This window comes from Mesorhizobium sp. B1-1-5, from assembly GCF_006443065.1.
Taxonomy (GTDB): Bacteria; Pseudomonadota; Alphaproteobacteria; order Rhizobiales; family Rhizobiaceae; genus Mesorhizobium.
Genome location: NZ_VFWS01000069.1, coordinates 1 through 26566, shown reverse-complemented (window position 1 = coordinate 26566; position 26566 = coordinate 1). Strand labels below are relative to the sequence as shown.

General features: G+C 64.2%; 29 protein-coding genes and 1 pseudogene. 23 read left to right on the top strand and 7 right to left on the bottom strand.

Translation table 11 applies throughout. The features are described from left to right. Positions 1 to 161 precede the first annotated feature (161 nt). A complete protein-coding gene (locus FJ980_RS19785) occupies positions 162 to 314 on the top strand; it encodes a hypothetical protein (protein WP_181174941.1) in 153 nt (50 codons plus the stop codon). 73 nt (positions 315 to 387) lie between these two features. Continuing rightward, complete coding sequence (leuC, locus tag FJ980_RS19780; protein WP_140545490.1) at positions 388 to 1797, top strand: 3-isopropylmalate dehydratase large subunit; 1410 nt, start codon at positions 388 to 390, stop codon at positions 1795 to 1797. Between the two features lie 66 nt (positions 1798 to 1863). Here leuC and FJ980_RS19775 read toward each other — a convergent pair whose 3' ends face one another. Next, positions 1864 to 2169, bottom strand: coding sequence for a hypothetical protein (locus FJ980_RS19775; protein ID WP_140545492.1), 306 nt, complete (start codon positions 2167 to 2169; stop codon positions 1864 to 1866). 161 nt (positions 2170 to 2330) lie between these two features. Here FJ980_RS19775 and FJ980_RS19770 point away from each other — a divergent pair, with 161 nt between their 5' ends. Continuing rightward, the gene (locus FJ980_RS19770; protein WP_140545489.1) at positions 2331 to 3527 is read left to right on the top strand and encodes a GGDEF domain-containing protein; all 1197 of its coding nucleotides are present in this window, start codon (positions 2331 to 2333) and stop codon (positions 3525 to 3527) included. A 388-nt stretch (positions 3528 to 3915) separates the two neighbouring features. Further along, a complete protein-coding gene (locus FJ980_RS19765) occupies positions 3916 to 5118 on the top strand; it encodes a GGDEF domain-containing protein (RefSeq protein WP_140545488.1) in 1203 nt (400 codons plus the stop codon). Here FJ980_RS19765 and FJ980_RS19760 read toward each other — a convergent pair. Then, positions 5102 to 5452 carry a hypothetical protein gene (locus FJ980_RS19760; protein ID WP_140545487.1) on the bottom strand — a complete coding sequence of 117 codons (351 nt, stop codon included), beginning with the start codon at positions 5450 to 5452 and terminating at the stop codon, positions 5102 to 5104. The genes FJ980_RS19765 and FJ980_RS19760 overlap by 17 nt on opposite strands. A 367-nt stretch (positions 5453 to 5819) precedes the next feature. Here FJ980_RS19760 and FJ980_RS19755 point away from each other — a divergent pair, with 367 nt between their 5' ends. The 8 genes and pseudogenes from FJ980_RS19755 (at position 5820) to FJ980_RS19715 (ending at position 11825) form a co-directional block, all read left to right on the top strand. Continuing rightward, on the top strand, positions 5820 to 6347 hold the full coding sequence (locus tag FJ980_RS19755; protein ID WP_140545486.1) for a hypothetical protein: 528 nt from the start codon (positions 5820 to 5822) through the stop codon (positions 6345 to 6347). Between the two features lie 293 nt (positions 6348 to 6640). Next, complete coding sequence (gene sdhC, locus FJ980_RS19750) at positions 6641 to 7063, top strand: succinate dehydrogenase, cytochrome b556 subunit (RefSeq protein ID WP_140545485.1); 423 nt, start codon at positions 6641 to 6643, stop codon at positions 7061 to 7063. After that, complete coding sequence (gene sdhD, locus FJ980_RS19745) at positions 7063 to 7458, top strand: succinate dehydrogenase, hydrophobic membrane anchor protein (RefSeq protein ID WP_140545484.1); 396 nt, start codon at positions 7063 to 7065, stop codon at positions 7456 to 7458. Before sdhC ends, sdhD begins: the two co-directional genes overlap by 1 nt. A 4-nt stretch (positions 7459 to 7462) precedes the next feature. Next, positions 7463 to 9298 (top strand): succinate dehydrogenase flavoprotein subunit, encoded by a 1836-nt coding sequence (gene sdhA / locus FJ980_RS19740; RefSeq protein WP_140545483.1) that lies wholly within the window; start codon positions 7463 to 7465, stop codon positions 9296 to 9298. 43 nt (positions 9299 to 9341) lie between these two features. Beyond that, positions 9342 to 10070 carry a suppressor of fused domain protein gene (locus tag FJ980_RS19735; protein WP_181181259.1) on the top strand — a complete coding sequence of 243 codons (729 nt, stop codon included), beginning with the start codon at positions 9342 to 9344 and terminating at the stop codon, positions 10068 to 10070. A gap of 29 nt (positions 10071 to 10099) precedes the next feature. Then, a pseudogene (locus FJ980_RS19730) lies at positions 10100 to 10177 on the top strand (DUF3052 domain-containing protein); the annotation flags it as partial. Further along, positions 10177 to 10956, top strand: a complete 780-nt coding sequence (locus FJ980_RS19725) for a succinate dehydrogenase iron-sulfur subunit (RefSeq protein ID WP_140545481.1) — start codon at positions 10177 to 10179, stop codon at positions 10954 to 10956. The pseudogene FJ980_RS19730 and the gene FJ980_RS19725, both read left to right, overlap by 1 nt. Before the next feature lie 236 nt (positions 10957 to 11192). Continuing rightward, the gene (locus FJ980_RS19715; protein ID WP_140545479.1) at positions 11193 to 11825 is read left to right on the top strand and encodes a DUF480 domain-containing protein; all 633 of its coding nucleotides are present in this window, start codon (positions 11193 to 11195) and stop codon (positions 11823 to 11825) included. Between the two features lie 221 nt (positions 11826 to 12046). Here the strand turns inward: FJ980_RS19715 and FJ980_RS19705 are convergent, their stop codons facing one another. Beyond that, complete coding sequence (locus FJ980_RS19705) at positions 12047 to 12472, bottom strand: OsmC family protein (RefSeq protein WP_140545478.1); 426 nt, start codon at positions 12470 to 12472, stop codon at positions 12047 to 12049. Positions 12473 to 12556: 84 nt separating this feature from the next. On the opposite strand from FJ980_RS19705, the gene FJ980_RS35440 reads away from it, so the two are divergent. The 3 genes from FJ980_RS35440 to FJ980_RS19690 all read left to right on the top strand — a co-directional run bounded on the left by FJ980_RS35440 (position 12557) and on the right by FJ980_RS19690 (position 13934). Next, positions 12557 to 12904: a hypothetical protein gene (locus tag FJ980_RS35440; RefSeq protein ID WP_246676468.1), complete on the top strand. Its 348-nt coding sequence runs from the start codon at positions 12557 to 12559 to the stop codon at positions 12902 to 12904. Then, on the top strand, positions 12901 to 13257 hold the full coding sequence (locus FJ980_RS19695) for a YciI family protein (RefSeq protein WP_140545477.1): 357 nt from the start codon (positions 12901 to 12903) through the stop codon (positions 13255 to 13257). The genes FJ980_RS35440 and FJ980_RS19695 overlap by 4 nt, the downstream gene beginning before the upstream one ends. Before the next feature lie 146 nt (positions 13258 to 13403). Beyond that, positions 13404 to 13934: a hypothetical protein gene (locus tag FJ980_RS19690; RefSeq protein WP_140545476.1), complete on the top strand. Its 531-nt coding sequence runs from the start codon at positions 13404 to 13406 to the stop codon at positions 13932 to 13934. 512 nt (positions 13935 to 14446) lie between these two features. Here the strand turns inward: FJ980_RS19690 and FJ980_RS19680 are convergent. After that, on the bottom strand, positions 14447 to 15724 hold the full coding sequence (locus FJ980_RS19680) for a ubiquinone biosynthesis hydroxylase (protein WP_140545474.1): 1278 nt from the start codon (positions 15722 to 15724) through the stop codon (positions 14447 to 14449). A gap of 102 nt (positions 15725 to 15826) precedes the next feature. Here FJ980_RS19680 and tesB point away from each other — a divergent pair, with 102 nt between their 5' ends. The 7 genes from tesB (at position 15827) to xth (ending at position 24146) form a co-directional block, all read left to right on the top strand. Next, a complete protein-coding gene (gene tesB / locus FJ980_RS19675; protein WP_095769566.1) occupies positions 15827 to 16690 on the top strand; it encodes an acyl-CoA thioesterase II in 864 nt (287 codons plus the stop codon). Positions 16691 to 16937: 247 nt separating this feature from the next. After that, positions 16938 to 17276: a P-II family nitrogen regulator gene (locus FJ980_RS19670; protein WP_006327120.1), complete on the top strand. Its 339-nt coding sequence runs from the start codon at positions 16938 to 16940 to the stop codon at positions 17274 to 17276. A 94-nt stretch (positions 17277 to 17370) separates the two neighbouring features. After that, entirely contained in the window at positions 17371 to 18654 is a 1284-nt protein-coding gene (locus tag FJ980_RS19665) for an ammonium transporter (RefSeq protein WP_281406334.1), read from the top strand. Positions 18655 to 18921: 267 nt separating this feature from the next. Next, the gene (locus FJ980_RS19660; protein WP_140545472.1) at positions 18922 to 19200 is read left to right on the top strand and encodes a hypothetical protein; all 279 of its coding nucleotides are present in this window, start codon (positions 18922 to 18924) and stop codon (positions 19198 to 19200) included. Between the two features lie 222 nt (positions 19201 to 19422). After that, a complete protein-coding gene (locus tag FJ980_RS19655) occupies positions 19423 to 22095 on the top strand; it encodes a DNA translocase FtsK (protein WP_140545471.1) in 2673 nt (890 codons plus the stop codon). 350 nt (positions 22096 to 22445) lie between these two features. Then, on the top strand, positions 22446 to 23114 hold the full coding sequence (locus tag FJ980_RS19650; protein ID WP_140545470.1) for an outer membrane lipoprotein carrier protein LolA: 669 nt from the start codon (positions 22446 to 22448) through the stop codon (positions 23112 to 23114). 225 nt (positions 23115 to 23339) lie between these two features. Next, positions 23340 to 24146, top strand: coding sequence for an exodeoxyribonuclease III (gene xth, locus FJ980_RS19645; protein ID WP_140545469.1), 807 nt, complete (start codon positions 23340 to 23342; stop codon positions 24144 to 24146). A gap of 274 nt (positions 24147 to 24420) precedes the next feature. Here xth and FJ980_RS19640 read toward each other — a convergent pair whose 3' ends face one another. From FJ980_RS19640 to FJ980_RS35435, 3 genes are all read right to left on the bottom strand, one after another. Beyond that, positions 24421 to 24876: a cyclic nucleotide-binding domain-containing protein gene (locus FJ980_RS19640; RefSeq protein WP_140545468.1), complete on the bottom strand. Its 456-nt coding sequence runs from the start codon at positions 24874 to 24876 to the stop codon at positions 24421 to 24423. 265 nt (positions 24877 to 25141) lie between these two features. Further along, positions 25142 to 25825 (bottom strand): response regulator transcription factor, encoded by a 684-nt coding sequence (locus FJ980_RS19635; RefSeq protein ID WP_095769573.1) that lies wholly within the window; start codon positions 25823 to 25825, stop codon positions 25142 to 25144. Positions 25826 to 25854: 29 nt separating this feature from the next. After that, positions 25855 to 26139, bottom strand: a complete 285-nt coding sequence (locus tag FJ980_RS35435) for a hypothetical protein (protein ID WP_246676470.1) — start codon at positions 26137 to 26139, stop codon at positions 25855 to 25857. On the opposite strand from FJ980_RS35435, the gene FJ980_RS19630 reads away from it, so the two are divergent. Further along, a complete protein-coding gene (locus FJ980_RS19630) occupies positions 26036 to 26506 on the top strand; it encodes a L,D-transpeptidase (RefSeq protein ID WP_246676469.1) in 471 nt (156 codons plus the stop codon). The two genes, FJ980_RS35435 and FJ980_RS19630, sit on opposite strands and share 104 nt — an antisense overlap. Positions 26507 to 26566: the final 60 nt, after the last annotated feature.

The following is a 26566-nucleotide window of genomic DNA, read 5'->3' as shown; positions in this document are numbered from 1 at the left end:
TTGCCTTCTCCCCTTGTGGGAGAAGGTGGCCGCGAAGCGGCCGGATGAGGGGTGTTCCAGGGAATGCCGACGCCTCACTTCGCTGGAACACCCCTCATCCGTCTCGGCGCTGCGCGCCGATCCACCTTCTCCCACAAGGGGAGAAGGGGAAGTCGCGCTGATTGCCGAAAAGCCAAAACATTGCTATCTACCGCGCCATGGAAAAGCTTTTCAGCGATCCGGCCTATAAGGGTTTCGTGCTGCAGGACAGAAAGCGCCTGCCGTCGCGTTTCTCCGCGCGCGTCTGTGGCGCGCTCACCAGCCGACTTCGCTGAACCGACCGATCGCAGTCGTCGCGCCGGATTGCCGGCGTCCTTTTCCCATTCTCATATCGACGGATTTACGCACATGAGCGCACCGCGCACCCTCTACGACAAGATCTTCGACGACCACACGGTCGACCGCCAGGACGACGGCACCTGCCTGCTCTATATCGACCGCCACCTCGTGCACGAGGTCACCAGCCCGCAGGCCTTCGAAGGCCTGCGCATGAGCGGCAGAAAAGTCCGGCATCCGGAAAAGACGCTGGCCGTGGTCGACCACAACGTGCCGACCTCGCCCGAGCGCAAGTTCGGCATCAAGAACGAGGAGAGCCGCATCCAGGTCGAGGCGCTGGCCAAGAACGCCAAGGATTTCGGCATCGAATATTATTCCGAGAACGATATCCGCCAGGGCATCGTCCACATCATCGGGCCGGAGCAGGGTTTTACGCTGCCGGGCATGACCATCGTCTGCGGCGACAGCCACACCTCCACGCATGGCGCGTTCGGCGCGCTTGCGCACGGCATCGGCACGTCTGAGGTCGAGCATGTGCTCGCCACCCAAACGCTGATCCAGCGCAAGGCCAAGAACATGCTGGTGCGCGTCGACGGCCAGCTGCCGGAAGGCGTCACCGCCAAGGACATCATCCTCGCTATCATCGGCGAGATCGGCACGGCGGGCGGCACCGGCTACGTCATCGAATATGCGGGCGAGGCGATCCGCTCGCTGTCGATGGAAGGCCGCATGACGATCTGCAACATGTCGATCGAGGGCGGCGCCCGCGCCGGCCTGATCGCGCCGGACGAGACGACCTTTGCCTATGTCAAGGACAAGCCGCGCGCCCCGAAGGGCGCTGACTGGGACGCCGCGCTCGCCTATTGGAAGACGCTGCAGTCCGACGAAGGCGCGCACTTCGACAAGGTCGTGGTGCTCGACGCGCAAAAACTGCCGCCGATCGTCTCCTGGGGTTCTTCGCCCGAGGACGTCGTCTCGGTGCAAGGTATCGTCCCCGATCCGCAAGCGATCGCGGACGAGAACAAGCGCACCTCGAAGATCCGCGCGCTCGACTATATGGGGCTGACGCCCGGAACCAGGATCACCGACATCGAACTCGACCGCGTCTTCATCGGCTCCTGCACCAATGGCCGCATCGAGGACCTGCGCGCTGCCGCCAAAGTGGTCGAGGGCAAGAAGGTCAACCCGCGCGTCAACGCCATGATCGTGCCCGGCTCCGGCCTGGTCAAGGAGCAGGCGGAAGCTGAAGGCCTGGACAAGATATTCGTCGCCGCCGGCTTCGACTGGCGCGAACCGGGCTGCTCGATGTGCCTGGCCATGAACGACGACCGGCTGAAGCCGCATGAACGCTGCGCCTCGACCTCGAACCGTAATTTCGAGGGTCGGCAGGGCTTCAAGGGCCGCACCCACCTGGTGTCGCCGGCAATGGCGGCGGCGGCCGCGATCGCCGGTCATTTCGTCGACATCCGCGACTGGAAATAGGCGCCCGGCTGCGTTTCTCAACAAAAGGCCCGGACAGGACGTCCGGGCCTTTCGCTTTTCGGCGATCTATCTGCGGATGATCTCGTGAAATTCCTCGCGCCGGCCGGGCTCGTCGGCGGCGACGACCAAGGCCAGCTGCCGCTCGTCGAAGATCCTGAACCACTCGTCCCACTCCACAAGCTCGTAGCCGCCGGTGTTGATCGGACGTTCCGGTCGGTCGGTGTCTTCATAGGCCTGTTGCCCGAACACCAGCCGCAGCATGGGCTGCGTTCCGGCCTCGGGCGAGACGTCGACGATGGCCGGGAAGCCGGCACGCGCCGCCGCCCAGGAGCGGATTTCATCGTGGTTCGTCAAAGTGATCGTGCCGGCCATCTCGATCGTCTCCCGTCTGGCATCTCCTGTCCTGGCCGGACAACGCCGCTCCGGCAGGCCGGTTCCGCGCGGCATGCGACGTATCCATCGAGGCTTAACCGCTTGTTTGGGCTTGCGTCCTAGTATCTCCCCCTGGGTAAGTTGGGGAAAGTCGCAGTCCTTTGGACACCGGTCTGCTCATAGCGCTGCTCAATCCGACGATAGCGCTGGCGCTCGGCGCTGCGTTCCTCGTGCTGTGGTGCTATCAGCGCCATCGCCCGTATCTGGCCGCGCTCGGCGCGAGCTACTGCCTGTCGGCACCGGGCTTCCTGCTGCAATATTTCACGCTTCCGGTCGGTGTGGCGCTGACCAAGCTTGTTTCCAACATCTGCTTCACGATCGCGGCCTGCTGCCTCTCCAGCGCGATCATCGCGCGCTACGGGCGGCGCGTGCCCTATGTCGGCATCGGCATCGTGACCGGCGGCGGGCTAGCCGCCTTCATCTGGTTCATGTTCGTCCAGCCGGATCTCACCTGGCGCGTGCTTGCGATGAATTTCGGCTTCGGCGCGCTCAGCCTGCTGGTCGGCGCGGAACTGAGAACGGTGCGCAACAACGGCCCAACCGAGAAAATCCTGTTCGCACTGTCGCTGCTTTCAGGGCTGAACTTCATCGCCCGCACGCTGGTCGTCGTCATCGCGCACGGGCCGTTCCCCAGCTATGAGGGCTTCTACGGATCGTCCTACTGGACGACGGCGCTGCTTTCGCACGCGCTGTTGTCGCTGCTGATCGCGCTTTGCCTGTTCACGGCGGCGGCGCTCGATGTGATGAGGGCGCTGAAGGACGAGACCCATACCGACCCGCTCTCGGGCATCCTCAATCGCCGCGGCTTCGAGGAGCGGGCGACCCTGTTGCTCGACCAGTGCGGCAAGGCCGGATTTCCCGTCGCGCTGGTGCTTGCCGATCTCGATCACTTCAAGGCGCTGAACGACCAGCACGGCCATGAGGCAGGCGACCGGGTGATTGCCGACTTCGCCGCCAAGCTGCGTTCCGCCACCGGCGCGCGCGGGGCCGCCGGCCGCATCGGCGGCGAAGAGTTCGCCGTGCTTTTGCCGCTGAGCGACCTGGCGTCGGCAAGGCTCTTCGCCGAAGCGATCCGTTCCTTCTATTCGGCTGGCGCGGTCGACGGCCTGCCGCCCGACACGAGGGTCACCGCAAGCTTCGGCGTTGCCGCCCGCACCGGCAGGGAAGGGCTGATGCCGTTGATGCGGCGCGCCGACGAGGCGCTCTACAAGGCCAAGAAGAACGGCCGCGACAGCGTGCGCCTGTCTTACGAGCGGCCCGAAACCGCCTTCGTTGCCGAGCGGCTCGCAGCCGGGTGACACAAGTGGACACCCCGCGCCTTCGTCATCCACGGGCGGAGCGACGCGAAGCGGAGCGCAGACCCGAGGATCCATTCCGTGACCTTCGCCGAAGAATGCAGCGGAGCAGAATTCTGCACCGTGAGCGGCTCTCGAAAGTAACGGAATGGATCCTCGGGTCTGCGCGCGTCGCTTCGCTCCTTGCTTCGCCCGTGGATGACGATCGGAGGGATGGCTCGGCCAATCGCGGAACCAGGCGATTGCCATTGACCTCTAAGCGGCGTTCCAAATGCCCTGACGACCGGATGGGGCCTTTGAGCCAATCGCAACGGTCCGTGGCCCTTCCGCCATGGCTGGCGTTAACGTGATTTTCGCCGGTCGATGATTTGCTTTCGGTCAAGGAGCAAATATGGGCAGCGCCGACTTCATCCTGATGATCAACCTGCTCGTCGCCGGTCTGCTGTCGGCGGCGTTCATGGCGATTGCCGTCCATGACAGCGGACGCGTATCGGCGCGTTGGCTTGCCTTCAGCTATCTGCTCGGCATGGCCTATTTCGCCATCGAATTCAGCATCCCCGCCTTCGCGGACGCGCGGCTGCCGGTGGTTGCCGCCTTTGCCGTGTTCCTCGGCGCAACCATCGCCTTCAATGGCGGACTGGCCTATAAATATGGGGTGCGGCCGCCCTGGGCGACGATGCTGTGCTTCCTCGTCGTCACCTCGGTCGCCGTCTATCTGGTGCAGGACCTGCCGCGTCACTCGCTGACGCGCATGATGGCCTACCAGCTTCCTTACGCCGCCATGCAGTTCGTCGCGCTCGGCATCGTGCTGTCCTCCCGGCAAAGGCTCGCGCGGCTCGACCATGTGCTGGCGCTGGTGCTCGGCGCCAGCGCCGTGCAGTTTGCCTCCAAGCCGCTCATCGCGGGCGCGCTGGGCGGCTGGGGCGCCAACCCGCAGGCCTATGTGCAAACCAGCTATGCGCTGGTGTCGCAATCGCTCGGCACCGTGTTCGGGCTGGCGCTGGCGCTGCTTGCCTTGGCCGTGCTGGTGCGCGACGCGCTCAACGACGCGACGGCGAAATCGGAAACCGACGCTTTGTCGCGTCTGTTCAACCGCGGCGGCTTCGAACGCCATGCCGACCTTGCCATGCGGGATGCCGTCCGTCGCGGCGTGCCGGTGGCGCTGGTGATCGCCGATCTCGATTATTTCAAGAGCATCAACGATAGCTACGGTCATGCCTGCGGCGACCGCGTGATCGAGACCTTCGCTGGATTCCTGCGCGAAGCCGCCGCCGAACACCATGTCGCCGGCCGTATCGGCGGCGAGGAATTCGCCATCATCCTGCCGGGCACCAATCTCGCCGCGGCGCGGCTGTTTGCCGAAGGCGCCCGCAACGCGTTCGGCGCCCTGCCGATCGACGGGCTACCTGCCGACCATCGCTGCAGCGCAAGCTTTGGCGTGGCCGAGCTTGCCGACGACGAAGGTTTTGCCGATCTTTTGCGGCGCGCCGACGCCGCGCTCTACCACGCCAAGAATGCCGGCCGCGACTGCGTGCGCGTGTCAGGTGTGTCGGCGCGGCGCCACACGCCGGCTATCCTCAACGGCAAGGGCTGAGATTGGGCATCTCGCCGTCGGAAAGCCCGTACATATAGGAACGGCCCTTGACCAGCACCGGCGGCTGGTAGCAGCCGGGCGCGCCTGGCTCTTCCGCATCGTCATAGGCGACATCCGGCTGGCCGGTGCCGGTGTATTCGGAAAGTTTTTTCGCGAGCTTGCCTTCGCCGACGACGATGCGCTTGTAGCCGGCGGCGCTGTCAATGACGAGATTGCCGAAGGAATCGGCATAGACTCGGTCGTGATGGCGCAAGCCGGCCTCGGCCGGCGCGGCGATCGCCAGCGCCGCCAGCGTTGCGGCCGCGAAGCCTATCCGCACTGAATTCGAACGCATGTCGCTCTCCCTTGATCGGCGCACGGATCGCGCCTGGAATCCGGTTCGAATCGGAAATTAACTCTTTCTTAACCTTTGTTAAGAGGCGGGAGGCTTTCGGCGCCGGTTCTTAAAGAACGTGGTTAATTTTCGAGGGTCGGGCTCCCCGGGCGACGGGCGCGGTTCTGGATAGCCGGCTGACCCAGGGTCAACTTGATCTTGCGGCGCCGCATGGCTACAGCGGTCCACCGTCTCACGGAAAGGGCAACCGCCTATCTCTTTGTTTCGACGCAATTCCGGACGGAAGACCACGGCGAAGGCGCCGAACCCAACCGTTCACACTTTTTCCTGGAATTGCTGTAGCGTGCCGCGCACGAAAGGGCAGCGCATGAGCTTTGACCGCACGGTTCGAGTGTCGATCGCCATCCCGCTGCTTCTGGCGGCCGCGGCCTGCGTGCCGCAGGACGGCGCGCCGAAGGTGGCGAATGCCGCGGCGCCCGCCGCCTCGCCTGCTCCTCCCCCGCAATCCGCCGCACCCATGACGGCGCCGGCAGCCGCAACGCCCGCCATACCTGCAACGGCCCCGGCAGCCACAACGGCGCCGGTACCTGCGACGGCGAAGCCGCCTGCAACGCCTGCGCCCGCAACCAGGATCGTCACCGACCTTACCGTGCCGCGTTCCGGCATCGGCACGGCCACCTACAGATGCGGCAATGGCGGCATGATCACCATCCAGAATCTGGGCAACGCATTGCGCGTCATGCGGCCCGATGGCACGGCCGAAGAGTTCGCGGCCTCGCCCGCCAACCAGAGCAGCCGCTACCAGGAAGCAGCGACCCATGACGCAATCGTGATCGACGGACGCGAGGCGCTGGTGATGAAGAGAGGGTCGACGCCGCAGACTTGCAGGCGCTGAGGTGCGACGATACTCGGGTGAGGCCGGCCCGCCCGGAACCCGACGCGGCCGGCCGCCGCGTCGGTCATCTGATTGCTGCGCTGCAGCGAACGCTGCGCTGGCTTCAAAACAGCCGCTAATCGATTGAAGCGCGCGGCCCTCAATTTGTCAGACTAAATGATGTTTCCAAAACGATTTTCCGGCTTTGACGCGGTGCAAAAAGAGCATTAGAAACCGGCTGTCCGATGCCATAAATGGGGGCGGCAAACGCCGCATTCCCATCGTGGCATTCAGGATGCCGAACTGGGGGAGCCATGAGCAAATCACCAGCCACCCGCGCAGTTGCCAGACGTGAACGGCCGCTCTCGCCGCATCTGACGATCTACCGGCCGCCGATCACGATGACGATGTCGATCATCCATCGCATCACCGGCGGCGCGCTCTATTTCGGGACGCTGCTGGTGGCGGCCTGGCTGATTGCCGCTTCGAGCTCGCAGGCCGCATTCGACTGGGTCAACTGGGCCTTCGGCTCCTGGCTCGGCCGGCTGGTTCTCTTCGGCTACACCTGGGCGCTCATGCACCACATGCTGGGCGGGCTGCGCCACCTCGTCTGGGACACCGGCGCGGGACTGGAAAAACACACCGCGTCCAGGATCGCCTGGGCGACGCTCGCCGGCTCGATCGTGCTGACGCTGCTGATCTGGATCGCCGGCTACATGGCGCGGGGAGCTTTGTGATGAGCGCGAACAATTCGGACATGCGCACGCCGCTGGCGAGAGTGCGGGGCCTGGGCTCGGCGCGCGAGGGCACGCAGCATTTCTGGCGCCAGCGGCTGACGGCGATCGCCAACATACCGCTCATCCTGTTCTTCGTCGGCTTCCTGATCGCGGTCAACGGCCACGGCTACACGGAAGTGCGGGCGGCGCTCGCCAATCCCTTCGTGGCGCTGGTGCTGACGCTGGTGCTGATTTCCGGCCTCTACCACATGCGGCTCGGCATGCAGGCCATCATCGAGGACTATGTGCATGGCGAAGGCATGAGGCTGGCGCTGATCGCTCTCAACACCTTCTTCGCGGTGGCAGTCGGCGTCGCCTCGCTGTTCGCCCTGCTCAAACTCGCATTCGGAGGCTGACGTCTTGGCCAATACAAACACCGCCAACGCGGCTTCCGCCTATACCTTTGTCGACCACAAATTCGACGTCGTCATCGTCGGCGCCGGCGGCGCCGGCCTGCGCGCCACGCTCGGCATGGCCGAGCAGGGGCTGCGCACCGCCTGTATCACCAAGGTGTTCCCGACGCGCTCCCACACCGTCGCCGCGCAGGGCGGCATCGCCGCCTCGCTGTCGAACATGGGGCCGGACTCCTGGCAGTGGCACATGTACGACACCGTCAAGGGCTCGGACTGGCTGGGCGATGTCGACGCCATGGAATACATGGTGCGCGAGGCGCCGGCCGCCGTCTACGAGCTCGAGCATTATGGCGTGCCGTTCTCACGCACCGAGGAAGGCAAGATCTACCAGCGGCCGTTCGGCGGGCATATGATGAACTATGGCGACGGTCCGCCGGTGCAGCGCACCTGTGCGGCCGCCGACCGCACCGGCCACGCCATCCTGCACACGCTCTACGGCCAGTCGCTTAAGAACAACGCGCAGTTCTTCATCGAATATTTCGCGCTCGACCTGATCATGGAGCCGGACGGCACCTGCACCGGCGTCGTGGCCTGGAACCTCGACGACGGCACCATTCATCGCTTCTCGGCCAAGATGGTGGTGCTGGCGACCGGCGGCTATGGCCGGACCTATTTCTCCGCCACCTCGGCGCATACCTGCACCGGCGACGGCGGCGGCATGGCGGCCAGAGCCGGGCTGCCGCTGCAGGACATGGAGTTCGTGCAGTTCCACCCGACCGGCATCTACGGCGCCGGCTGCCTGATCACCGAGGGCGCGCGCGGCGAAGGCGGCTATCTCGTCAATTCCGAGGGCGAGCGCTTCATGGAGCGCTACGCGCCGTCGGCCAAGGACCTGGCTTCGCGCGACGTCGTCTCGCGCTGCATGACGCTGGAGATCCGCGAGGGCCGCGGCGTCGGCAAGAACAAGGACCACATCTTCCTGCATCTCGACCATCTTGACCCGGCCGTGCTGCACGAGCGGCTGCCGGGTATTTCCGAGTCGGCCAAGATCTTCGCCGGCGTCGACCTCACCAAGGAGCCGATCCCGGTGCTGCCGACGGTGCACTACAATATGGGCGGCGTGCCGACCAACTACTGGGGCGAGGTGCTCAATCCGACGGCCGAAAATCCGGACAAGGTGTCGCCCGGCCTGATGGCGGTGGGCGAGGCCGGCTGCGCCTCGGTGCACGGCGCCAACCGGCTCGGCTCCAACTCGCTGATCGACCTCGTCGTGTTCGGCCGCGCGGCGGCGATCCGCGCCGGCCATGTGATCGACCGCAAGTCGGCGATCCCGTCGCCCAACGCGGCCTCGGTCGAGAAGATCATGGAGCGCTTCGACAGGCTGCGCCACGCCAACGGCTCGACGCCGACGGCCGTGCTGCGCGAGAAGATGCAGCGCGCCATGCAGAAAGACGCCGCCGTATTCCGCACGCAGGAATCGCTGGAGAACGGCTGCAGGCGCATTTCGGAACTCTGGGGCGAGCTCAAGGACATCAAGGTCACCGACCGCTCGATGATCTGGAATTCCGACCTCGTCGAGACACTGGAGCTGGAAAACCTGATGGCCAACGCCATCACCACGGTCCACGGCGCCGAGGCGCGCAAGGAGAGCCGCGGCGCGCATGCGCGTGAGGATTTCTCGGCGCGCGACGACGCCAACTGGCGCAAGCATACGCTGGCCCATCTGAGCGAAGACGGCAAGGTGACGCTGAGCTATCGGCCGGTGCATACCGATCCGCTGCTGGCCGAAAAGGACGGCGGCATCAGCGTGGCCAAGATCGCGCCGAAGGCCAGGGTGTATTGACGCGGCAATGATAAAGCGGTCGAAATTACCCGACGGAACTTCAGTGTACGACTACACTGGTGCGAGAACGGAGTTTCGAGGCCCGACAGATGTCGCCGTCTACCTGGAAGAAATCCAAGAATTTCTTGGAGAATTCCTGGGCGAACAAGCAGGCGTTTTCCACGAAATCATCTCTGATAAAGTACATCTTGATCTACTCGTGTTTCCACCAAACGATATTAAAAATAACTGGACTCTTGTAACGAGCGGGATGAGCGACCTCCCGATGAATGCCCCAGACGATCTCCACCCCCGCCAGGATTTCGAACGAGCCGAACTGGTTTTTACGCTGCCGGCGACGTGGTTTGCTGCTGGGGAAAACGGAATGATCGCCGAAAATCAACTCGCTGATCCGAATAAATACTGGCCCATCCGCTTGATGAAGTCGCTCGCCCGAATGCCTCACGACTATGGAAGCTGGATATGGAGTTCGCATACTGTTGCGTCACAAGGCAGTCCGCCGGAGCCTTACGCCGACAACACCAAAATGTCCGGCGTAATTCTTCTCCGTCCACCGAGTTGGCCCGAAGGGAGAGATGTCCTTCATGCGGTCGACCGCACTAAGATTAATTTCTTCGCGGTCGTCCCGCTTCACGCAGATGAGATGACGCTGAAGCTGAAAAAGGGTGTTAAGGCTCTGATTATTGCACTCGACAGCGCAGGTGTTTCCGATGTGTTGGATGCAGGCAGACCAAGTATCGTCAAGAAGAAGCGCTACCTAGGGCTCTTCTGATGACGATTTCGCTGATCTTTATGAACAACCTGGTCGACGTCAAGGTCGCCGCCGTGAACGAAATCTGGTCCGGGCTGAAGCTCGTCATCCGAAAGGACCGCAGGTAATGGTCGAACTCACGCTTCCCAGGAACTCGAAGGTCCAGCAAGGCAAGACCTGGCCGAAGCCGGAAGGCGCGACCAACCTGCGCGAATACCGCATCTACCGCTGGTCGCCGGACGATGACGCGAATCCGCGCATGGACACCTATTTCGTCGACATGGACGATTGCGGGCCGATGGTTCTCGACGCGCTGTTGTGGATCAAGAACAAGATCGATCCGACGCTGACGCTGCGGCGTTCCTGCCGCGAAGGCATTTGCGGATCCTGCGCCATGAACATCGACGGCTCCAACACGCTGGCCTGCACCAAGGGCGTCGAGGATATTTCCGGCGCGGTGAAGATCTATCCGCTGCCGCATATGCCGGTGATCAAGGACCTGGTGCCGGACCTCACCAATTTCTATACCCAGCACGCCTCGATCGAGCCGTGGCTGAAGACGGTCTCGCCGACGCCCGCCAAGGAATGGCTGCAGAGCCACGAGGACCGCGAGAAGCTCGACGGGCTCTACGAATGCATCCTGTGCGCGTGCTGCTCGACCTCCTGCCCGAGCTATTGGTGGAACGGCGACCGCTATCTCGGCCCGGCCACGCTGCTGCAGGCGTATCGCTGGCTGATCGACAGTCGCGACGAGGCAACAGGCGAGCGGCTCGACAATCTCGAAGACCCGTTCCGGCTCTATCGCTGCCACACCATCATGAACTGCGCGCAGGCCTGCCCGAAGGGGCTCAATCCCGCCAAGGCGATCGCCGAGATCAAGAAGATGATGGTGGAGAGAAGGGTTTAGGCAAGGCTGTTCGCCCGCGATAATCTCGCAGGCGGCGTTCCTTCGCGCCCCCCTCTGGCCTGCCGCCATCTCCCCCACGGGTGGGGAGATGGCTGTCATCGCGGCTTTCGCCAATCTTCAAGGTTGAAGGATGTAGCGCCGTCGGCGAAGCTGCCGATCTCCCCCCTTGTGGGGGAGATGTCCGGCAGGACAGAGGGGGGCGCTGTCCCTCCGACCTTAGCAAGGATAGCAACCCAATGACCGACCTTCCCGTCCTATCCGCCACCGAAGCGCGTGTGCTGGGTTCCCTGATCGAGAAGAAGGAGCTGACGCCGGACGTCTATCCGCTGACGCTCAACGGCGCGCACCAGGCCGCCAACCAGAAGACGGCGCGCGAGCCGGTGATGGCGCTGGAGCTGACGGAGGTCCGGCGGGCCTTGAGCACGCTCGAGCAGAAAGGCCTCGTGCGCCAGGCCTTCGCTTCGCGCGTCGAGCGCTACGAGCATCTGATGGCGCAGCGCTTTTCGCTGACCACGCCGCAGATCGCGGTGATCGGGCTGCTGCTGTTGCGCGGCGCGCAGACGGCGCATGAATTGCTGGCGCGCTCGGAGCGCATGGCGCGCTTTGCTTCGATTGAGGAGCTGCGCGACAATCTAGACCTGATGATCGGCCGCCGGCCGCCGCTGATCCAGCTGCTCGAACGCGCGCCCGGCCAGCGCGAGGAACGCTATGTGCATCTGCTGAGCGGTCCGGTGGAAGCGGCAGCGGTGGCGGCGGCGCCCTGGCAGCCGGCGGCGACAACTGCGGACACCGACCTCGAGGCGCGGGTGGAGGCGCTGGAGGAAGAGGTCGCGGCGCTGCGGGCGAAGATCGAGGCGCTGGGGGGTTAGACTGGCTCTCACCAGAAACGTTGGTGCGAGGCGCCCCCCTCTGTCCTGCCGGACATCTCCCCCTCAAGGGGGGAGATTAGCAGTTCCGGCGCCGGCGCCCTTCTTTCACCGTTGGCGATTGATGAAAGCCGACGCGACATCTGATCTCCCCCCTTGAGGGGGAGATGCCCGGCAGGGCAGAGAGGGGGGCGAAGGATCGCCAGCCTTCGCGGAGAAGCTTCTCACCCTAGCCTTGCGTCGAGAGAAACCTTGATCGCCCCCAGTGCCTTCGACACCGGGCATTCGGTCTTGGCCTTCTCGGCCAATTCCTTGAATTTCGCCGCGTCGATGCCCGGCACCTTGCCGACCAGGGTGATGGCGCTGCCGGTGATGCCGGTGCCGGGCACCAGCGTCACCACCGCCTTGGCGTCGAGCTCGGCGGCCGGCGTGCCGTTTTCGGCCAGGAAATGCGACAGCTGCATTGCGTAGCAGCCGGCATGCGCGGCGGCGATCAGCTCTTCCGGATTAGTGCCGGATTTGCCGCTCTCGTCCTCGAAACGCGCCTTGAACGAATAGGGCGTGCCCTTCAAGGTGCCGCTCTGGGTGTCCAGCGTGCCGTTGCCTTCCTTCAGATTGCCCTTCCAGACGGCGTTTGCGGTGCGGTCCATGGAATCCTCCTGCCTTGTCGGGGTTTGCGCCGGCGGGCGCCGACGTTCCTGGAACTATAGCGCGGGCGCGGCGGAAGACCATCCATGGCCCGGTATGATTGTGCTTGCGCGAGGCGCTTCGAAAATTCTCAAAAAAAAGCGCATGCAAAAATGTCGACTTCCCGTCTGCCCGACCGTCCTGCGGGCGGCCACTCCCGGCCGATGGAGGTTAAGATGGACAACCTGTTTCTTGCGATCTGGGGAAGGCCCGAGCGAAAAGGGAGGCGACTTGAAGAATTCTGGCTGGATCCGCCGGCGCTCGGCTTCGGCCGGCTGGCGGCGGCCATCGCCATCATCGGCGTCGCGGCATGCCTGCTCGACCATGCGGCGATGGCAGGCAAAACCGACACCGTCGCCTCCTATAATGCGTCAACGAAAGGAAGCTCGAAATGAAATATGTGCTGCTGGTCTATGGCGAGGAAAAGGACCTCTACGCGCTGACCCCCGAGCGTATGGCCAAGCTCGATGCCGACTCGCTCGGCTATGACCGGGAGCTCGACCGGCAAGGCAAGCTGGTCATCGCGCAGGCGCTGCAGTCGGTGAAGACGTCGAAATCGCTCCGGCGGCGCAATGGCAAGGCGCTGGTGACCGACGGTCCCTTCGCCGAGACCAAGGAGCAACTCCTGGGCTTCGTCATGGTCGAGGCGGCGGACCTTGCCGAGGCGCTCGACATTGCGGCCAAGATCCCGTTGGCGGAGCTCGGCACGGTCGAAATCAGGGCGATCTACGACGTGCCGGGCTCATAGCCGCCGGTCAGCATGGGCGCGGCGCGCCGGTTGAAGCTGTCTCTTGCGGGAAACATCTTCAGTGTTTCTTCACCGGCCGCAACCGTTGCGTGTTGAAGCGATGCCGTGCTTCTTTTATCGTCGCCGCGATTTCGGGGGAATTCGGCATGCCTTTTCTGATCGCCATCCTCGGCCTGCTCGGAGCGGCCGCCATCTGGTGGTACCGGCTGAAATATATGAGCGACGCCGCGCGCGAGGTGGCCGACGTCGTCGGGCGCGTCCAGGGCAACATCCGTCGCAAGAAATTGCGCAATCAGGCCGCGCTCTCGCCGCTGACGGCGATCGACGATCCGGTGGTGGCGGCGGCGACGCTGATTACCGCGATCGTCGCGGAGCACGGTCCGGTCCTGCCGCAGCGCGAGGCGGTCATTCGCGAGGTGATCGCGCAGATCGCGGACAGCCGGAAGAAGACCGAAGAGGCGGTCGTCTACGCCAAATGGGCCGCCGCGCAGATCGACGACACGACGATCGTCATCGACAAGCTGGCACCGTTCCTGCGCGAGCGCCTCGATCCGCATGAGCGGGACGACCTGCTCAGGATGCTGAACCGCGTCGCGCAAGGCGGCGGGCAGAGCCTCAGGATCGCCGACCAGCGGATGCTGAGGCTGCGGCAGAAGCTGGGCTTCGAGGTGAATTAAGCCGAAGGCGCCGCGGGATCGCCTGCGTTCGTGATTGGCCGAAACGCCTCTCGCCTCGTCATTCTATGGCGGAGCAAGGAGCGAAGCGACGCGGCGCAGACCATAGAATCCATTCCGTGACCTGTAGGCGTTGCAGCGGTGCAGAATTCTGCTCCGCTGCACCCACGATTAAAGTCACGGAATGGATCTGCGCGTCCGCTGCGCTCCCGCTCCGCCCGTGGATGACGACGTCGTGTCAGCTTCGGCCAGCCACAAGGCGATCAGATCGCCTGCGTTCGTGATTGGCCGAAACGCCTCTCGCCTCGTTATTCTATGGCGGAGCAAGGAGCGAAGCGACGCGGCGCAGACCATAGAATCCATTCCGTGATCTGTAAGAATTGCAGCGGTGCAGAATTCTGCTCCGCAGCACCTACGATTAAAGTCACGGACTGGTCCTCGGGTCTGCGCGTCCGCTGCGCTCCCGCTCCGCCCCGTGGATGACGACGTCGTGCAGGCTTCGGCCAGTAAGGAGTTCAGATCGCCTCGCCCTTCAGCAGCCTCGGCGTGTCGCCGGAGAGGCCCGAGGCCTGGCGGATGAAGAACTCCTTCAGCCGCGGCATGCGTTCCACCAGCCCCAGCCCGATGTCGCGGACCTGGCGCAGCGGGCCGATGTCGTTGGAGAAGAGGCGGTTCAAAACGTCGGTGGTGATGCCCATCTGCAGCGTGTCGAAGCGGCGCCATTGCTGGTAGCGCTCGAGCACGTCGAGGGCGCCGATATCCTGGCCGAGCCGGTCGGCCTCGACCACCACTTCGGCGAGCGCCGCGACATCCTTGAAGCCCAGATTGAGGCCCTGGCCGGCGATCGGGTGGATGCCGTGCGCGGCATCGCCGGCCAGCGCGAAGCGCGGTGCGACGAAGGCGCGGGCGAGCGTCAGGCCGAGCGGCCAGGCGCGCGGCTTGTCGGCAACTCTTATTTCGCCGAGCCTCAGGCCGAAGCGCTGTTCCAGATCGTGCTCGAAGACGAACTCGTCGCCCTCGACCAGCGCCTTGGCATCCTCCGTGCGCTCGACCCAGACGATCGAGGAGCGGTTGGTCCCATCCGTGTCCGGCTTCAGCGGCAGCGTGGCGAAGGGACCCGCCGGCAGAAAATGCTCCTCGGCGCGGCCGTTGTGCGGGCGCTCATGCGCCACCGTGCAGACGATGCCGGACTGGCCGTATTCCCATTTGACGGTCTTGATGCCGGCCATGTCGCGCAGCTTCGAATTGACGCCATCGGCGGCGACCAGCAGCCGCGCCTTCAGTGCGGCACCATCGGCCAGATGCACAGTGACGCCGGCGCCATTCGCGTTGAAGGCGCTGACCGCCATGCCTTCGATGATGTCGATGCCGAGCTTTTCGGCGCGGCGGCGCAGCGCGCCGTTCAGGTCGCGGTTGGCGACCATGTGGGCGAAAGGCTCGCCGGGCGCCACCTCGCCGTCGAAGGTCAAAAACACCGGACGCACCGGGTCGGCGGCGCGCGAATCAGTGATGATCATCTCGGTGATCGCCTGCGCTTCCGGCGCGATCTCTTCCCAGACGCCGAGCTGTTCCAGCATGCGGCTGGCGGCTGCCGCGATGGCCGAGGCGCGGCCGTCGCGCTGCCAGACGCCGGCGGGGGCCGCGTCGACGACGGCGATGGCGAGGCCCGGCCGCGCCTGCTTCAGCGACACGGCGGCGGTGAGGCCGACATAGCCGGCGCCGGCGATGAGCACGTCGAGCGGCGCTTCGCGCTTCCCATTGGCGGCTGCTGCATCCGGCTTGCGGTCGACCATGGCATCATCCTTTCGCGGCTGCGGCCGGCCGCCATTGCGGCCTTGACTGCCTGCGCGTCCTGTCCGAAACCGGACATGGCACATCCGTGAAGGATTTCAAACATGACAGCGGCCATGGACGAGCTTCTCGACATTCTCGACCTCGAGCAGCTCGAACACAATCTGTATCGTGGTCGCAGCCCCAAGGTCGACTGGCAGCGCGTCTTCGGCGGCCAGACCATCGCCCAGGCGCTGGTCGCCGCGCAGCGCACCGTGGAACCCGAACGCCACGTGCATTCGCTGCACGGCTATTTCATGCGGCCGGGCGACACCAAGCTGCCGATCGTCTACGAGGTCGACCGCATCCGCGACGGCGGCTCCTTCACCACGCGCCGGGTGGTGGCGATCCAGCATGGCCAGGCGATCTTCTCTCTGGAGGCATCCTTCCAGCAGGATGAGGTCGGGCTCGAGCATCAGCTGCCGATGCCGCGCGACGTGCCGGCGCCCGACACGCTGCTCACACAACGCGAGCTGCTCGGCAAGTTCGGCGAGGCGGTGCCGGAAGGCATCAGGCGCTACTGGGAGCGCGACCGGCCGATCGAGATGAAGCCGGTGATGCTGAAGCACTATACAAGCCGCGAGAAACTGGAGCCGCAGCAGAACATCTGGATCCGCACCACCGGCCCGGTGCCGGAAGACCGCGCCATTCAGGCGGCGGTGCTCGCCTATCTCTCCGACATGACGCTGCTCGACACCTCGACCTTCGCGCATGGCCGCGCCATCTTCGACCGCGACATCCAGGCCGCCAGCCTCGACCACGCCATGTGGTTCCACCGCAGCCATTCGCTGGACGACTGGATCCTCTACAATCAGGACAGCCCGTCGACGCAGGGGTCGCGCGGCTTCACCCGCGGCTCGCTGTTCGCGCGGGATGGGACTCTGATCGCCTCGGTCGCCCAGGAAGGCCTGATCCGGCTGAAACGCTGAGCCGGCTTCAGGCAATTGCCTGGAATACGTGCATTTTCGATTTTTTGCCTATTTTATAGGCAGGCATGCTGCCATGCCCGTGCGCGAATGATGTGCACCAATCGCCCATCCTCTTTGTTTACAACAGGTTAACACCCTGCTTCGGCAATTGGCACGGAGCTTGAATCCTGTCGGGCACTCTCCGGCTCCTCGGGATCGGTGAAGGTGTGCAAACGCGGGGGACCGCAACAGCAAAGGGTGAAACCTTATGAAAATCGTGATGGCAATCATCAAGCCGTTCAAGCTCGACGAGGTGCGCGAAGCGCTAACCGCCGTCGGCATCCAGGGCCTGACCGTCACCGAGGTCAAAGGCTACGGGCGCCAGAAGGGGCATACCGAAATCTATCGCGGCGCGGAATACGCGGTCAGCTTCCTGCCCAAGATCAAGATCGAGGTCGCGGTCGGCGCCGACATGGTCGACAAGGCCGTCGAAGCCATCACCGCAGCCGCCAAGACCGGCCAGATCGGCGACGGCAAGATCTTCGTCTTCGGCATCGACCAGGCGGTACGCATCCGCACCGGCGAAACAGACACCGACGCGCTCTAAGCGGCGACCATCCATTCCAACGGAGAGTTCAATGAATATTCCTTCCACCTTGAAGACGACGGGACGCGCGGCCGCTTCGCTCGCGCTCGTGGCCATGAGCACCGTCGCCGCCATCGCGCAGGAGGCGGCCCCGGCAGCTACTGCCGCTGCGCCTGCCGCGCCGGCACCGGCGCTCGACACCGGCAACACCGCCTGGATGCTGACCTCGACGGCGCTGGTGCTGATGATGACCATCCCGGGCCTGGCGCTGTTCTACGGCGGCATGGTGCGCAAGAAGAACGTGCTTGCCACCATCATGCAGAGCTTCGCCATCACCTGCCTGGTGACGGTGCTGTGGTTCATGTTCGGCTACTCGCTCGCCTTCTCCGACGGCGGCGCCACGAACGCATATCTCGGCGGCTTCTCGAAATTCTTCCATCACGGCATCACCGTGTCGACGCTTTGGGCGCCGGGAGTGGCGAACATTCCTGAATTCGTCTTCTCGATGTTCCAGATGACCTTCGCCATCATCACGCCGGCGCTGATCGCCGGCGCCTTCGCCGAGCGCATGAAGTTCTCGGCGCTGTTGATCTTCATGGGCCTGTGGCTGGTCTTCGTCTACGCGCCGATCGCGCATTGGGTGTGGGGCGGCGGCTTCCTAGGCTCGGCCGGCGTGCTCGACTTCGCCGGCGGCACGGTCGTCCACATCAACGCGGGTGTCGCCGGCCTGGTCTGCGCGCTGGTGCTCGGCAAGCGCGAGGGCTACGGGGCCACCAACATGGCGCCGCACAACCTCGTTTATTCGGTGATCGGCGCGTCGCTGCTGTGGGTCGGCTGGTTCGGCTTCAACGCCGGTTCGGAACTGGCTGCCGACGGCCTTGCGGGCGCGGCGATGATGAACACGCAGGTCGCCACCGCCGCCGCGGCGCTGGCCTGGATGTTCGCCGAATGGATTGTCGCCAAGAAGCCTTCGGTGCTCGGCATCATCTCGGGCGCCGTTGCCGGCCTCGTCGCGGTGACGCCGGCTTCCGGCTTCGTCAACCCGACCGGTGCCTTCATCGTCGGCATCATTGCCGGCGTGGTCTGCTACCTCTCGGCGGTCAAGCTCAAGCATGCTTTCGGCTATGACGACTCGCTCGATGCCTTCGGCGTCCACGGCGTCGGCGGCATCGTCGGCGCGCTGCTCACCGGCGCGCTGGCAGATCCGGCGATCAACGCCCTCGGCAAGGACGCCTCGGTCGGCAAGCAGCTATACGGCATCGCCTTCACCATCCTGTGGACGGCGATCGCCACCTTCGTGATCCTCTACATCGTCAAGGCTCTGGTCGGCCTGCGTCCGTCGACCCAGGAAGAGGTCGAAGGCCTCGACGTCACCCAGCACGGCGAAGTTGTGCCGTAAGGCAGACTTCGCCAAGGGCCGGCGGACCCTCCTCCCGCCGGCCCGGAATTCCTCCCAAGATCCCGTCGTGACGCTCTCGAAAAGCGCTCACGCCTTGAGGCCCGGAACACCCTTCCGGGCCTCCTTTTTTTGCCGGGCGATGATCTAAGCCGTTTCGATCACATTCACTTGATCCGTCGGAATGAAACATCGGCCCGTCAGATTCCGTACTGGGATAGCGAGCGTCATCAAGGCGTCCGCCAGAACAAGAGGGAAGGAAACCACCTGATGAACATCAAGAACATCGTCCTGGGAGCAATGGCTCTTTCGATGATCAGCGGCGTTGCACTCGCCGGTGCTCTCGATGAGCCGGACAACATGGCCCCGTTCTTCACCGACTCCAGCATGAAGACCATGAAGCCGGAGGCCGGCTTCAAGGCGGCCTGGGCTTCGATGCCGAAGGACAAGCAGGACGCGATGATGAAGGAGTGCCAGGACGCGGCGATGAGCAAGCCCCACGCCGAATTCTGCGCCAATCTCAAGGCCTATGGCGGCGCCAACGAGTGATCGTGGAAGGTCAGGTTCCGGAAGGGCCTGATCCTACGGCGTTTGAAGACAAGGAGGTGGCGGGCCGCGAGGCCTGCCATCTTTGTTTCCGCGCCATGGCTCCGCGCCATGCGGGCAAAGGCCCATGGTTAATGCGGCCTTAACCTTCCCCCCGATAGTCTGGCGTTCGAATCTGCCGGAATGCGCCATGCGCCCGGCCAGGCAACGATCACGGGGAAGAGCATGCGTTCAGGCGCTTCAGCACCGCTCGCGCTGACCGATACGGGGCACGGCATTCAGGCATTCGCGCGGCGTCAGGTCGGGCGGCTGGTCGGCGCGGGGCTGTTCCTGTTCACCGCCTTCGGCATCGCCGCTCTGGCCACATGGAATGTCGCCGATCCGAGCTTCTCGCACGCCACCAGCAACGTCGTGACCAACGCCATGGGCTATGCCGGCGCGGTGTTCTCCGACCTCGCCATGCAGTTCTTCGGGCTTGCCGCCGTCGCGGGGCTGGTTCCGGCGGTGATCTGGGGCTTCCTTCTGTTTTCCGCGCGCGGCGTCGACAAATTGCCGAAGCGCGGCTTCGCATGGTTCGGCTTTGCGCTCACCGCCGCGGCCATCGCCGGCTGCGTGACGCCGCCAAACACCTGGCCGCTGCCCACCGGCCTCGGCGGCGTGTTCGGCGACATGGTTCTGAAAATCCCCGGCATCGCGGTCGGCGGTTATCCGAAAGGCCTGTTCGCCAGCATCATAGCGGTCATCCTCGCCGCGCCGATGTTGTGGCTGTTCGCCTATGGCTCGGCATTGATCGCGCGCAAGAACGGCTTTGCCGTCACGGAGCGCGCCGCCCGGCCCGATCCGCGCGAGCAGGACGAGATGCTGTTCGACGAGGATGAGGACGAGGGCGACGAGGGGATACTGGCGCTCGGCGCCATCACCCATTGGTGGCTGTCGTTCCGCGCCTTCCTGCACCGCCGCGCCGAGCGGCGCAGGCGCGAGCGCGACGAATTCGAACCGGCGATGGAGCCCAAGGCCAGCGCCTGGCGGCGCGCGGCCGAGCGGGTCGAATCGGCCGAGTTCGCCGAGGCCCGCATGAGCCCCGGCGGCCGCGCCCGCGTCGAGCCGGAATTCTTCGCCGCCATGGTCAATGACCGCAGCGTTTCGGTCGATCCTGTCGATGAGGACATTTTCGGCGACGAGGAGGACGAAGACGCCGACGTTGACGATTTCGACGACGAGGCGCCCACCCAGCGCCGCGCCGCGCCGGGCGCCAGGGTACAGAATTTCCGCTCCGATGCCGCGACCCGCGTCGCGGCTCCGGCGGCGCGACCCGTGTCGGGCGCCCGCGTCCAGCGCGAGGCGCAGACTTCGCTGATCGGCTCCGACACGTTCGAGATGCCGTCGCTGCACTTCCTGTCGGAGCCGAAGAACATCGCCAAGGATCCAAGCCTGTCGAAGGACGCGCTGGAGCAGAACGCGCGCCTGCTCGAAGGCGTGCTGGAGGATTTCGGCGTCAAGGGCGAGATCATCCATGTGCGACCCGGCCCGGTCGTCACGCTTTACGAGCTCGAGCCGGCGCCCGGCATCAAGTCCTCGCGCGTCATTGGCCTTTCCGACGACATCGCCCGCTCGATGAGCGCGATCGCCTGCCGCGTCGCCGTCGTTCCGGGACGCAACGCCATCGGCATCGAGCTGCCCAACGCGAAGCGCGAGACGGTCTATCTCAGAGAGATCATGGCCAGCCGCGATTTCGAGACGACCAAGGCCAAGCTGGCGCTGGCGCTCGGCAAGACGATCAACGGCGAGGCCGTCATCGTCGACATCGCCAAGATGCCGCACGTGCTGGTCGCCGGCACCACCGGCTCCGGCAAATCGGTCGCCATCAACACCATGATCCTGTCGCTGCTCTACCGGCTGACGCCACAGGAATGCCGGCTGATCATGATCGACCCCAAGATGCTGGAACTGTCGGTCTATGACGGCATCCCGCATTTGCTTACGCCGGTCGTCACCGATCCCAAGAAGGCGGTCGTCGCGCTGAAATGGACGGTGCGCGAGATGGAGGACCGCTACCGCAAGATGTCCAAGGTCGGCGTGCGCAACATCGACGGTTTCAACGCGCGCGTCCAACAGGCCGAGAAGAAGGGCGAAAAGATCTCTCGCACAGTGCAGACCGGCTTCGACCGCCAGACGGGCGAGGCGATCTACGAGACCGAGGACCTAGATCTCGAGCCGATGCCCTATATCGTGGTCATCATCGACGAGATGGCCGACCTGATGATGGTGGCCGGCAAGGACATCGAAGGCGCGGTGCAGCGCCTGGCGCAGATGGCGCGCGCCGCCGGCATCCATGTGATCATGGCGACGCAGCGCCCGTCGGTCGACGTCATCACCGGCACCATCAAGGCCAATTTCCCGACCCGCATCTCCTTCCAAGTGACGTCGAAGATCGACAGCCGCACCATCCTTGGTGAGCAGGGCGCCGAGCAGCTGCTCGGCATGGGCGACATGCTCTATATGGCCGGCGGCGGCCGCATCCAGCGCGTCCACGGCCCGTTCGTCTCGGATGACGAGGTCGAGAAGGTTGTCGGGCATCTGAAGCTGCAGGGCGTGCCGGAATATCTCGACGCCATCACCGAGGACGACGAGGAAGACGACGAGGACGGTCCGTCGGGCAAGAGCGGCTCCGGCGGCGGCGGCAATTTCGAGGATTCCGACGACCCCTACGACCAGGCGGTGGCGGTGGTGCTGCGCGACGGCAAGGCCTCGACCAGCTACATCCAGCGCCGGCTCGGCATCGGCTACAACCGCGCCGCCTCGATCATCGAGAAGATGGAGAAGGAAGGCATTGTCGGCCCAGCCAACCATGCCGGCAAACGCGAGATCCTGGTGCCGACAGAAGAGGACAAATTCTAGGGCTTATCGATATTCAGGTGAGGCCGGCCTGCAAATGGCGGCTTCCTGCGCTTCCGGTGCTCACGTACGAAAAGTACGCTCCGCTCCGGCCTTCGCCGGCCGAAGCCCTCATAAGTGTCTCTGCCCTATGAAGGCTACGGCCGGCGTAGGCCGGTTCTCGGAAACCACCATTTTCGACTCGGCCTGACCTGAATCTCGACAAACCCTGGCGCGGCGAGACACCGATCCGGGTCAGCAGGCAACCGGAAATCGTCTGGCGCGTTCAATGCGGGCTCTCGCCTAGCCGCCAAACTTAGGCCCTAGTGGGAGTCCAGAAACTGCGGCGACACGAATCACAGAAAGTGACCGGCATGAAGACCCAGACCGAATTCGCCCTCACCCGCCGCCAGGTCCTTGGCCTCGGCTTGATGCTTGGCGGAGCCGCCGCTCTCAATCTCGTGCCGGGCTATCAGCTCGTGGCCGCCGCGCAGGCCGCGGTACCGCCAGCGGCGCAGAAGATCGCCGACCATTTCTCCTCGGTGAAGTCGATGAGCGGCGAGTTCGTCCAGTTCGGGCCGAAAGGCGAGCAGACCGGCGGCAAGTTCTTCCTCGAGCGCCCGGGCAAGATCCGCTTCAACTATGACGGATCCTCGAACTTCCGCGTCATCTCCGACGGCAAATCAGTGGTGATCCTCAATAAGAAGCTCAACACCTCCGACCTCTACCCGCTGTCGAAGACGCCGCTGAAATTGCTGCTCGACGACCGGATTGACCTCTCCGGCGGGCGCGTCAAGGCCGTCAAGGAAGAGGACGACCTGACGACGATCAAGCTTTCCGACAAGTCGGTGTTCGGCAATGCGACGATCACCATGATGTTCGATCCGAAGACCTACGAGCTGCGCCAGTGGACGATCACCGACGCTCAAGGAAAAGACACGACGGTGATGATCTTCAACGTCAAGGAAGGCGGCAACTTCCCGGCGGACACTTTCGCGATCGACTATACGGCGAATAGAGAGCTGAATACCAAGACCAGGTAGGTCCGCCGATATTCAGGTGAGGCCGGCCTGCGAATGGCGGCTTCCTGCGCTTCCGGTGCTCACGTACTTCAAGTACGCTCCGCTCCGGTTCTCGGTAGCCACCATTCTCGGCTCGTCCTGACCTGAATCTCAGCGAACCTACAAGCCGGAGCAGGGCCCAGTCCGGCTTGTCTTTACGGCGCGCGGCTGGCACTAGATCGGCGATCTCTTGCCGGACCCGCCTGAATGCCCTTCACCATCGCCACCTGGAACATCAACTCCGTGCGCCTGCGCATGCCGATCGTCGAGCGGCTCCTGAAAGAGCACGCGCCCGATGTTCTCTGCTTGCAGGAAACCAAGGTCCCCGACGAGCTGTTCCCGGAAAAAGCCTTCCGCAAGGCGGGCTACGAGCACATCGTGTTCCACGGCCAGAAGGGCTATCACGGCGTCGCCACGGTCGCCCGCCGCCCGATCGAGCTGGTCGAGAAGCGACGGTTCTGCGAGATCGACGACAGCCGGCATCTGTCGGTCAGGGTGCAGGCGGGCGGCAAGTCGGTGCTGGTGCATAATTTCTACGTGCCGGCCGGCGGCGACGAGCCGGATCCGGAGATCAACCGCAAATTCAGGCACAAGCTCGATTTCGTCTACGAGATGAACTCCGTACCGGCGAGCGGGGACGAATCATCCGCCTCGATCCTGGTCGGCGACCTGAACATCGCGCCGCAGGAGCACGACGTCTGGTCGCACAAGCAGCTGCTCAACGTCGTCAGCCACACGCCGGTCGAGACGACAAATTTCGAGGCGATGCGCAAGGCCGGCGGCTGGGTCGACCTGATGCGGCTCGATGTGCCGGCCGAGCAGAAACTCTACACGTGGTGGAGCTACCGCGCGAAAGACTGGCAGGCGTCGAACCGCGGCCGCCGCCTCGACCATGTCTGGTCGTCCGCCAACCTGGTGCCGGCTTTCGCCGGCTACGAGATCCTGCAGGCGGCGCGTGGCTGGGAGAAGCCGTCCGACCATGTGCCGGTGATTGCGAAGTTTGAATTGGATTGAGGTTCGACGTCGGCGGTTAAGAGACGCAAACCTTCGCGTTCGTCATCCTAGGGCGGAGCGCCGCGTAGCGGCGCGCAGACCCTAGGATCCGTTACCAGTGCCGAAGGATGCAACGATGCAGAACAAAGAAGCCTTGGGCAGGCCGCCTCGCCCAGAAAACCTCATTCAGCAACGCGGCGAAGCGTCAACGTCACGGAATGAATTCTAGAGGGTCTGCGCGCGTCGCTTCGCTCCTTGCTCCGCCCTAGAATGACGAAGGCGCTGGCCGGCGCATCTATTCCGTAAACCTTGGCGCCAGTTCCTCGATGCGGGCGATCATCTGCTGGAATTCCTCCAGGATGCGGTCATGCAACAGCACCGCGATCTCCGGATATTCTTCCAGGATCCGGTGGAACATCTTGCGGCTCAATCGGATCACTTCCGAGTCGACCGCGGCCGAGGCGCTGGTCAGCCGGTTGGTATCGGCGATCAGCGCCAGTTCGCTCAACATGGTGCCTGGGCCTGCCGTACCGATCGGGACGCGTTTGCCGCCTAGCTCCCGATAGAGCGCGATCAAACCGCTGACCACGATATAGGCAGAGTCAGCGACATCGTCCTCGCGGTACAGCTTATGGTCGGCCTGCAGCACGGTGGTCTCGGCGCCGAAGGCGAGCAGGCGCAGCTGTTCCTGCGTGAAGCCCTGGAAAAGCTTCACGCTTGACAGAATGCGGATGTCGTCATCCAGCGCCATCCTAGCTGTGTCCCCGAGCGGTCAGTCCAGTCCCTCCTTTGGAGCGGCGCGCCCTCCTGGGCGCGCGAAACGCTCCACCGTGCATCATGCGATGCGTGCAACGAGCCGACCCATCGCCCTCCAGCACCAGGATCGTACCCGAAGCGGTCCCGCCCGACCGCCCTAAATGTTTGTTTCGACGCAATTCCGGACGGTCGTCCTCGGCGAAGCCGCCGAGCCCAACCGTTTCACACTTTTCCTCGAATTGTTCTTGATCATGAAATGTTTAAGGAACCAGCTTGTAGCCGCCGCTTTCTGTCACAAGAATTTCGGCATTGGAAGGATCGCGCTCGATCTTCTGGCGCAACCGGTAGACATGGGTCTCCAGCGTGTGCGTGGTGACGCCGGAATTGTAGCCCCAGACCTCTTCCAAAAGAACGTCGCGCGTCACCACCTTCTGGTCGGCGCGGTAGAGGTATTTGATGATCGAGGCTTCCTTCTCTGTCAGCCGCACCTTGGCGCCGCGCGGATCGATCAGCAGCTTCTGGCTGGGCTTGAACGTGTAGGGGCCGACCGAGAAGGTCGCATCCTCGCTCTGCTCGTGCTGGCGAAGCTGGGCGCGGATGCGCGCGAGCAGCACGGCGAAACGGAAAGGTTTGGTCACATAATCGTTGGCGCCGGCCTCGAGACCCAGGATCGTGTCGGAATCGGTGTCGTGGCCGGTCAGCATGATGATCGGCGCCTTGTAGCCGCCCTTGCGCAGGATCTTCACCGCCTCGCGGCCATCCATGTCGGGCAGGCCGACATCCATGATGAGCAGATCGACGACGCCGCTGCGCGCCGCGGCAACGCCTTTTGCGGCGGTCGCTTCCTGCTGGACGTCGAATTCTTCGTAGAGCGCCAGCTGCTCAACCAGGGTGGCGCGCAAGTCGTCGTCGTCATCGACGATCAGAATGGTGCGTGATGTCATGGATCAATCCGTTGTTTTAAAAAGAATATTCAGTTGACCTCCCCCCATTTATGCGGAAGCTCACCGGCGCAACAGCCGATCACAGTGATTTGTTCCGTGACCCAATCATACAAGAAAAAACGTGCGCGCAATGCGTCGGGCGCATTTTTGCCGAAGGGCTTGAGCGTTTTGGTGGTGCGCGCGCGCCCCGGCAACCCCGCGCAAGGCTTCCTGCAAGCCGGCAAAACGGTGTTTCCCTGCGCTTTGGGGCGCGGCGGCATCTCCGCCAACAAACATGAGGGGGACGGCGCGACGCCGTTGGCGTCGATGCGCATCCTGTCTGGCTATTTCCGGGGCGATCATTTCGCGGGCGGGCGCAGGACGAGGCTGCCAATGGCCCCGATCGGTCCGGATCTCGGCTGGTGCGAGGTGCCGGACGACCGCAACTACAACCGCCCGGTCAAGATCCCCTATGGCGCCAGCCATGAGCGGATGAAGCGCGACGACCGGCTCTATGATGTCTGCCTGGTGCTCGACTGGAACATCGCACCTCGCCGGCGCGGGCGCGGCAGCGCGATCTTCTTCCATCTGGCCCGGCCGGGCTTCACGCCGACGCAAGGCTGCGTGGCGGTGACGGCGCGGACCATGGCGAGGCTGCTTCCGTTGCTGTCGGACAGGACGGTGGTGAAGGTGGTGAGGTAGGCAGTAGGCAGTAGGCAGTAGGCAGTAGGCAGTAGGCAGTAGGCAGTAGGCAGACATCAT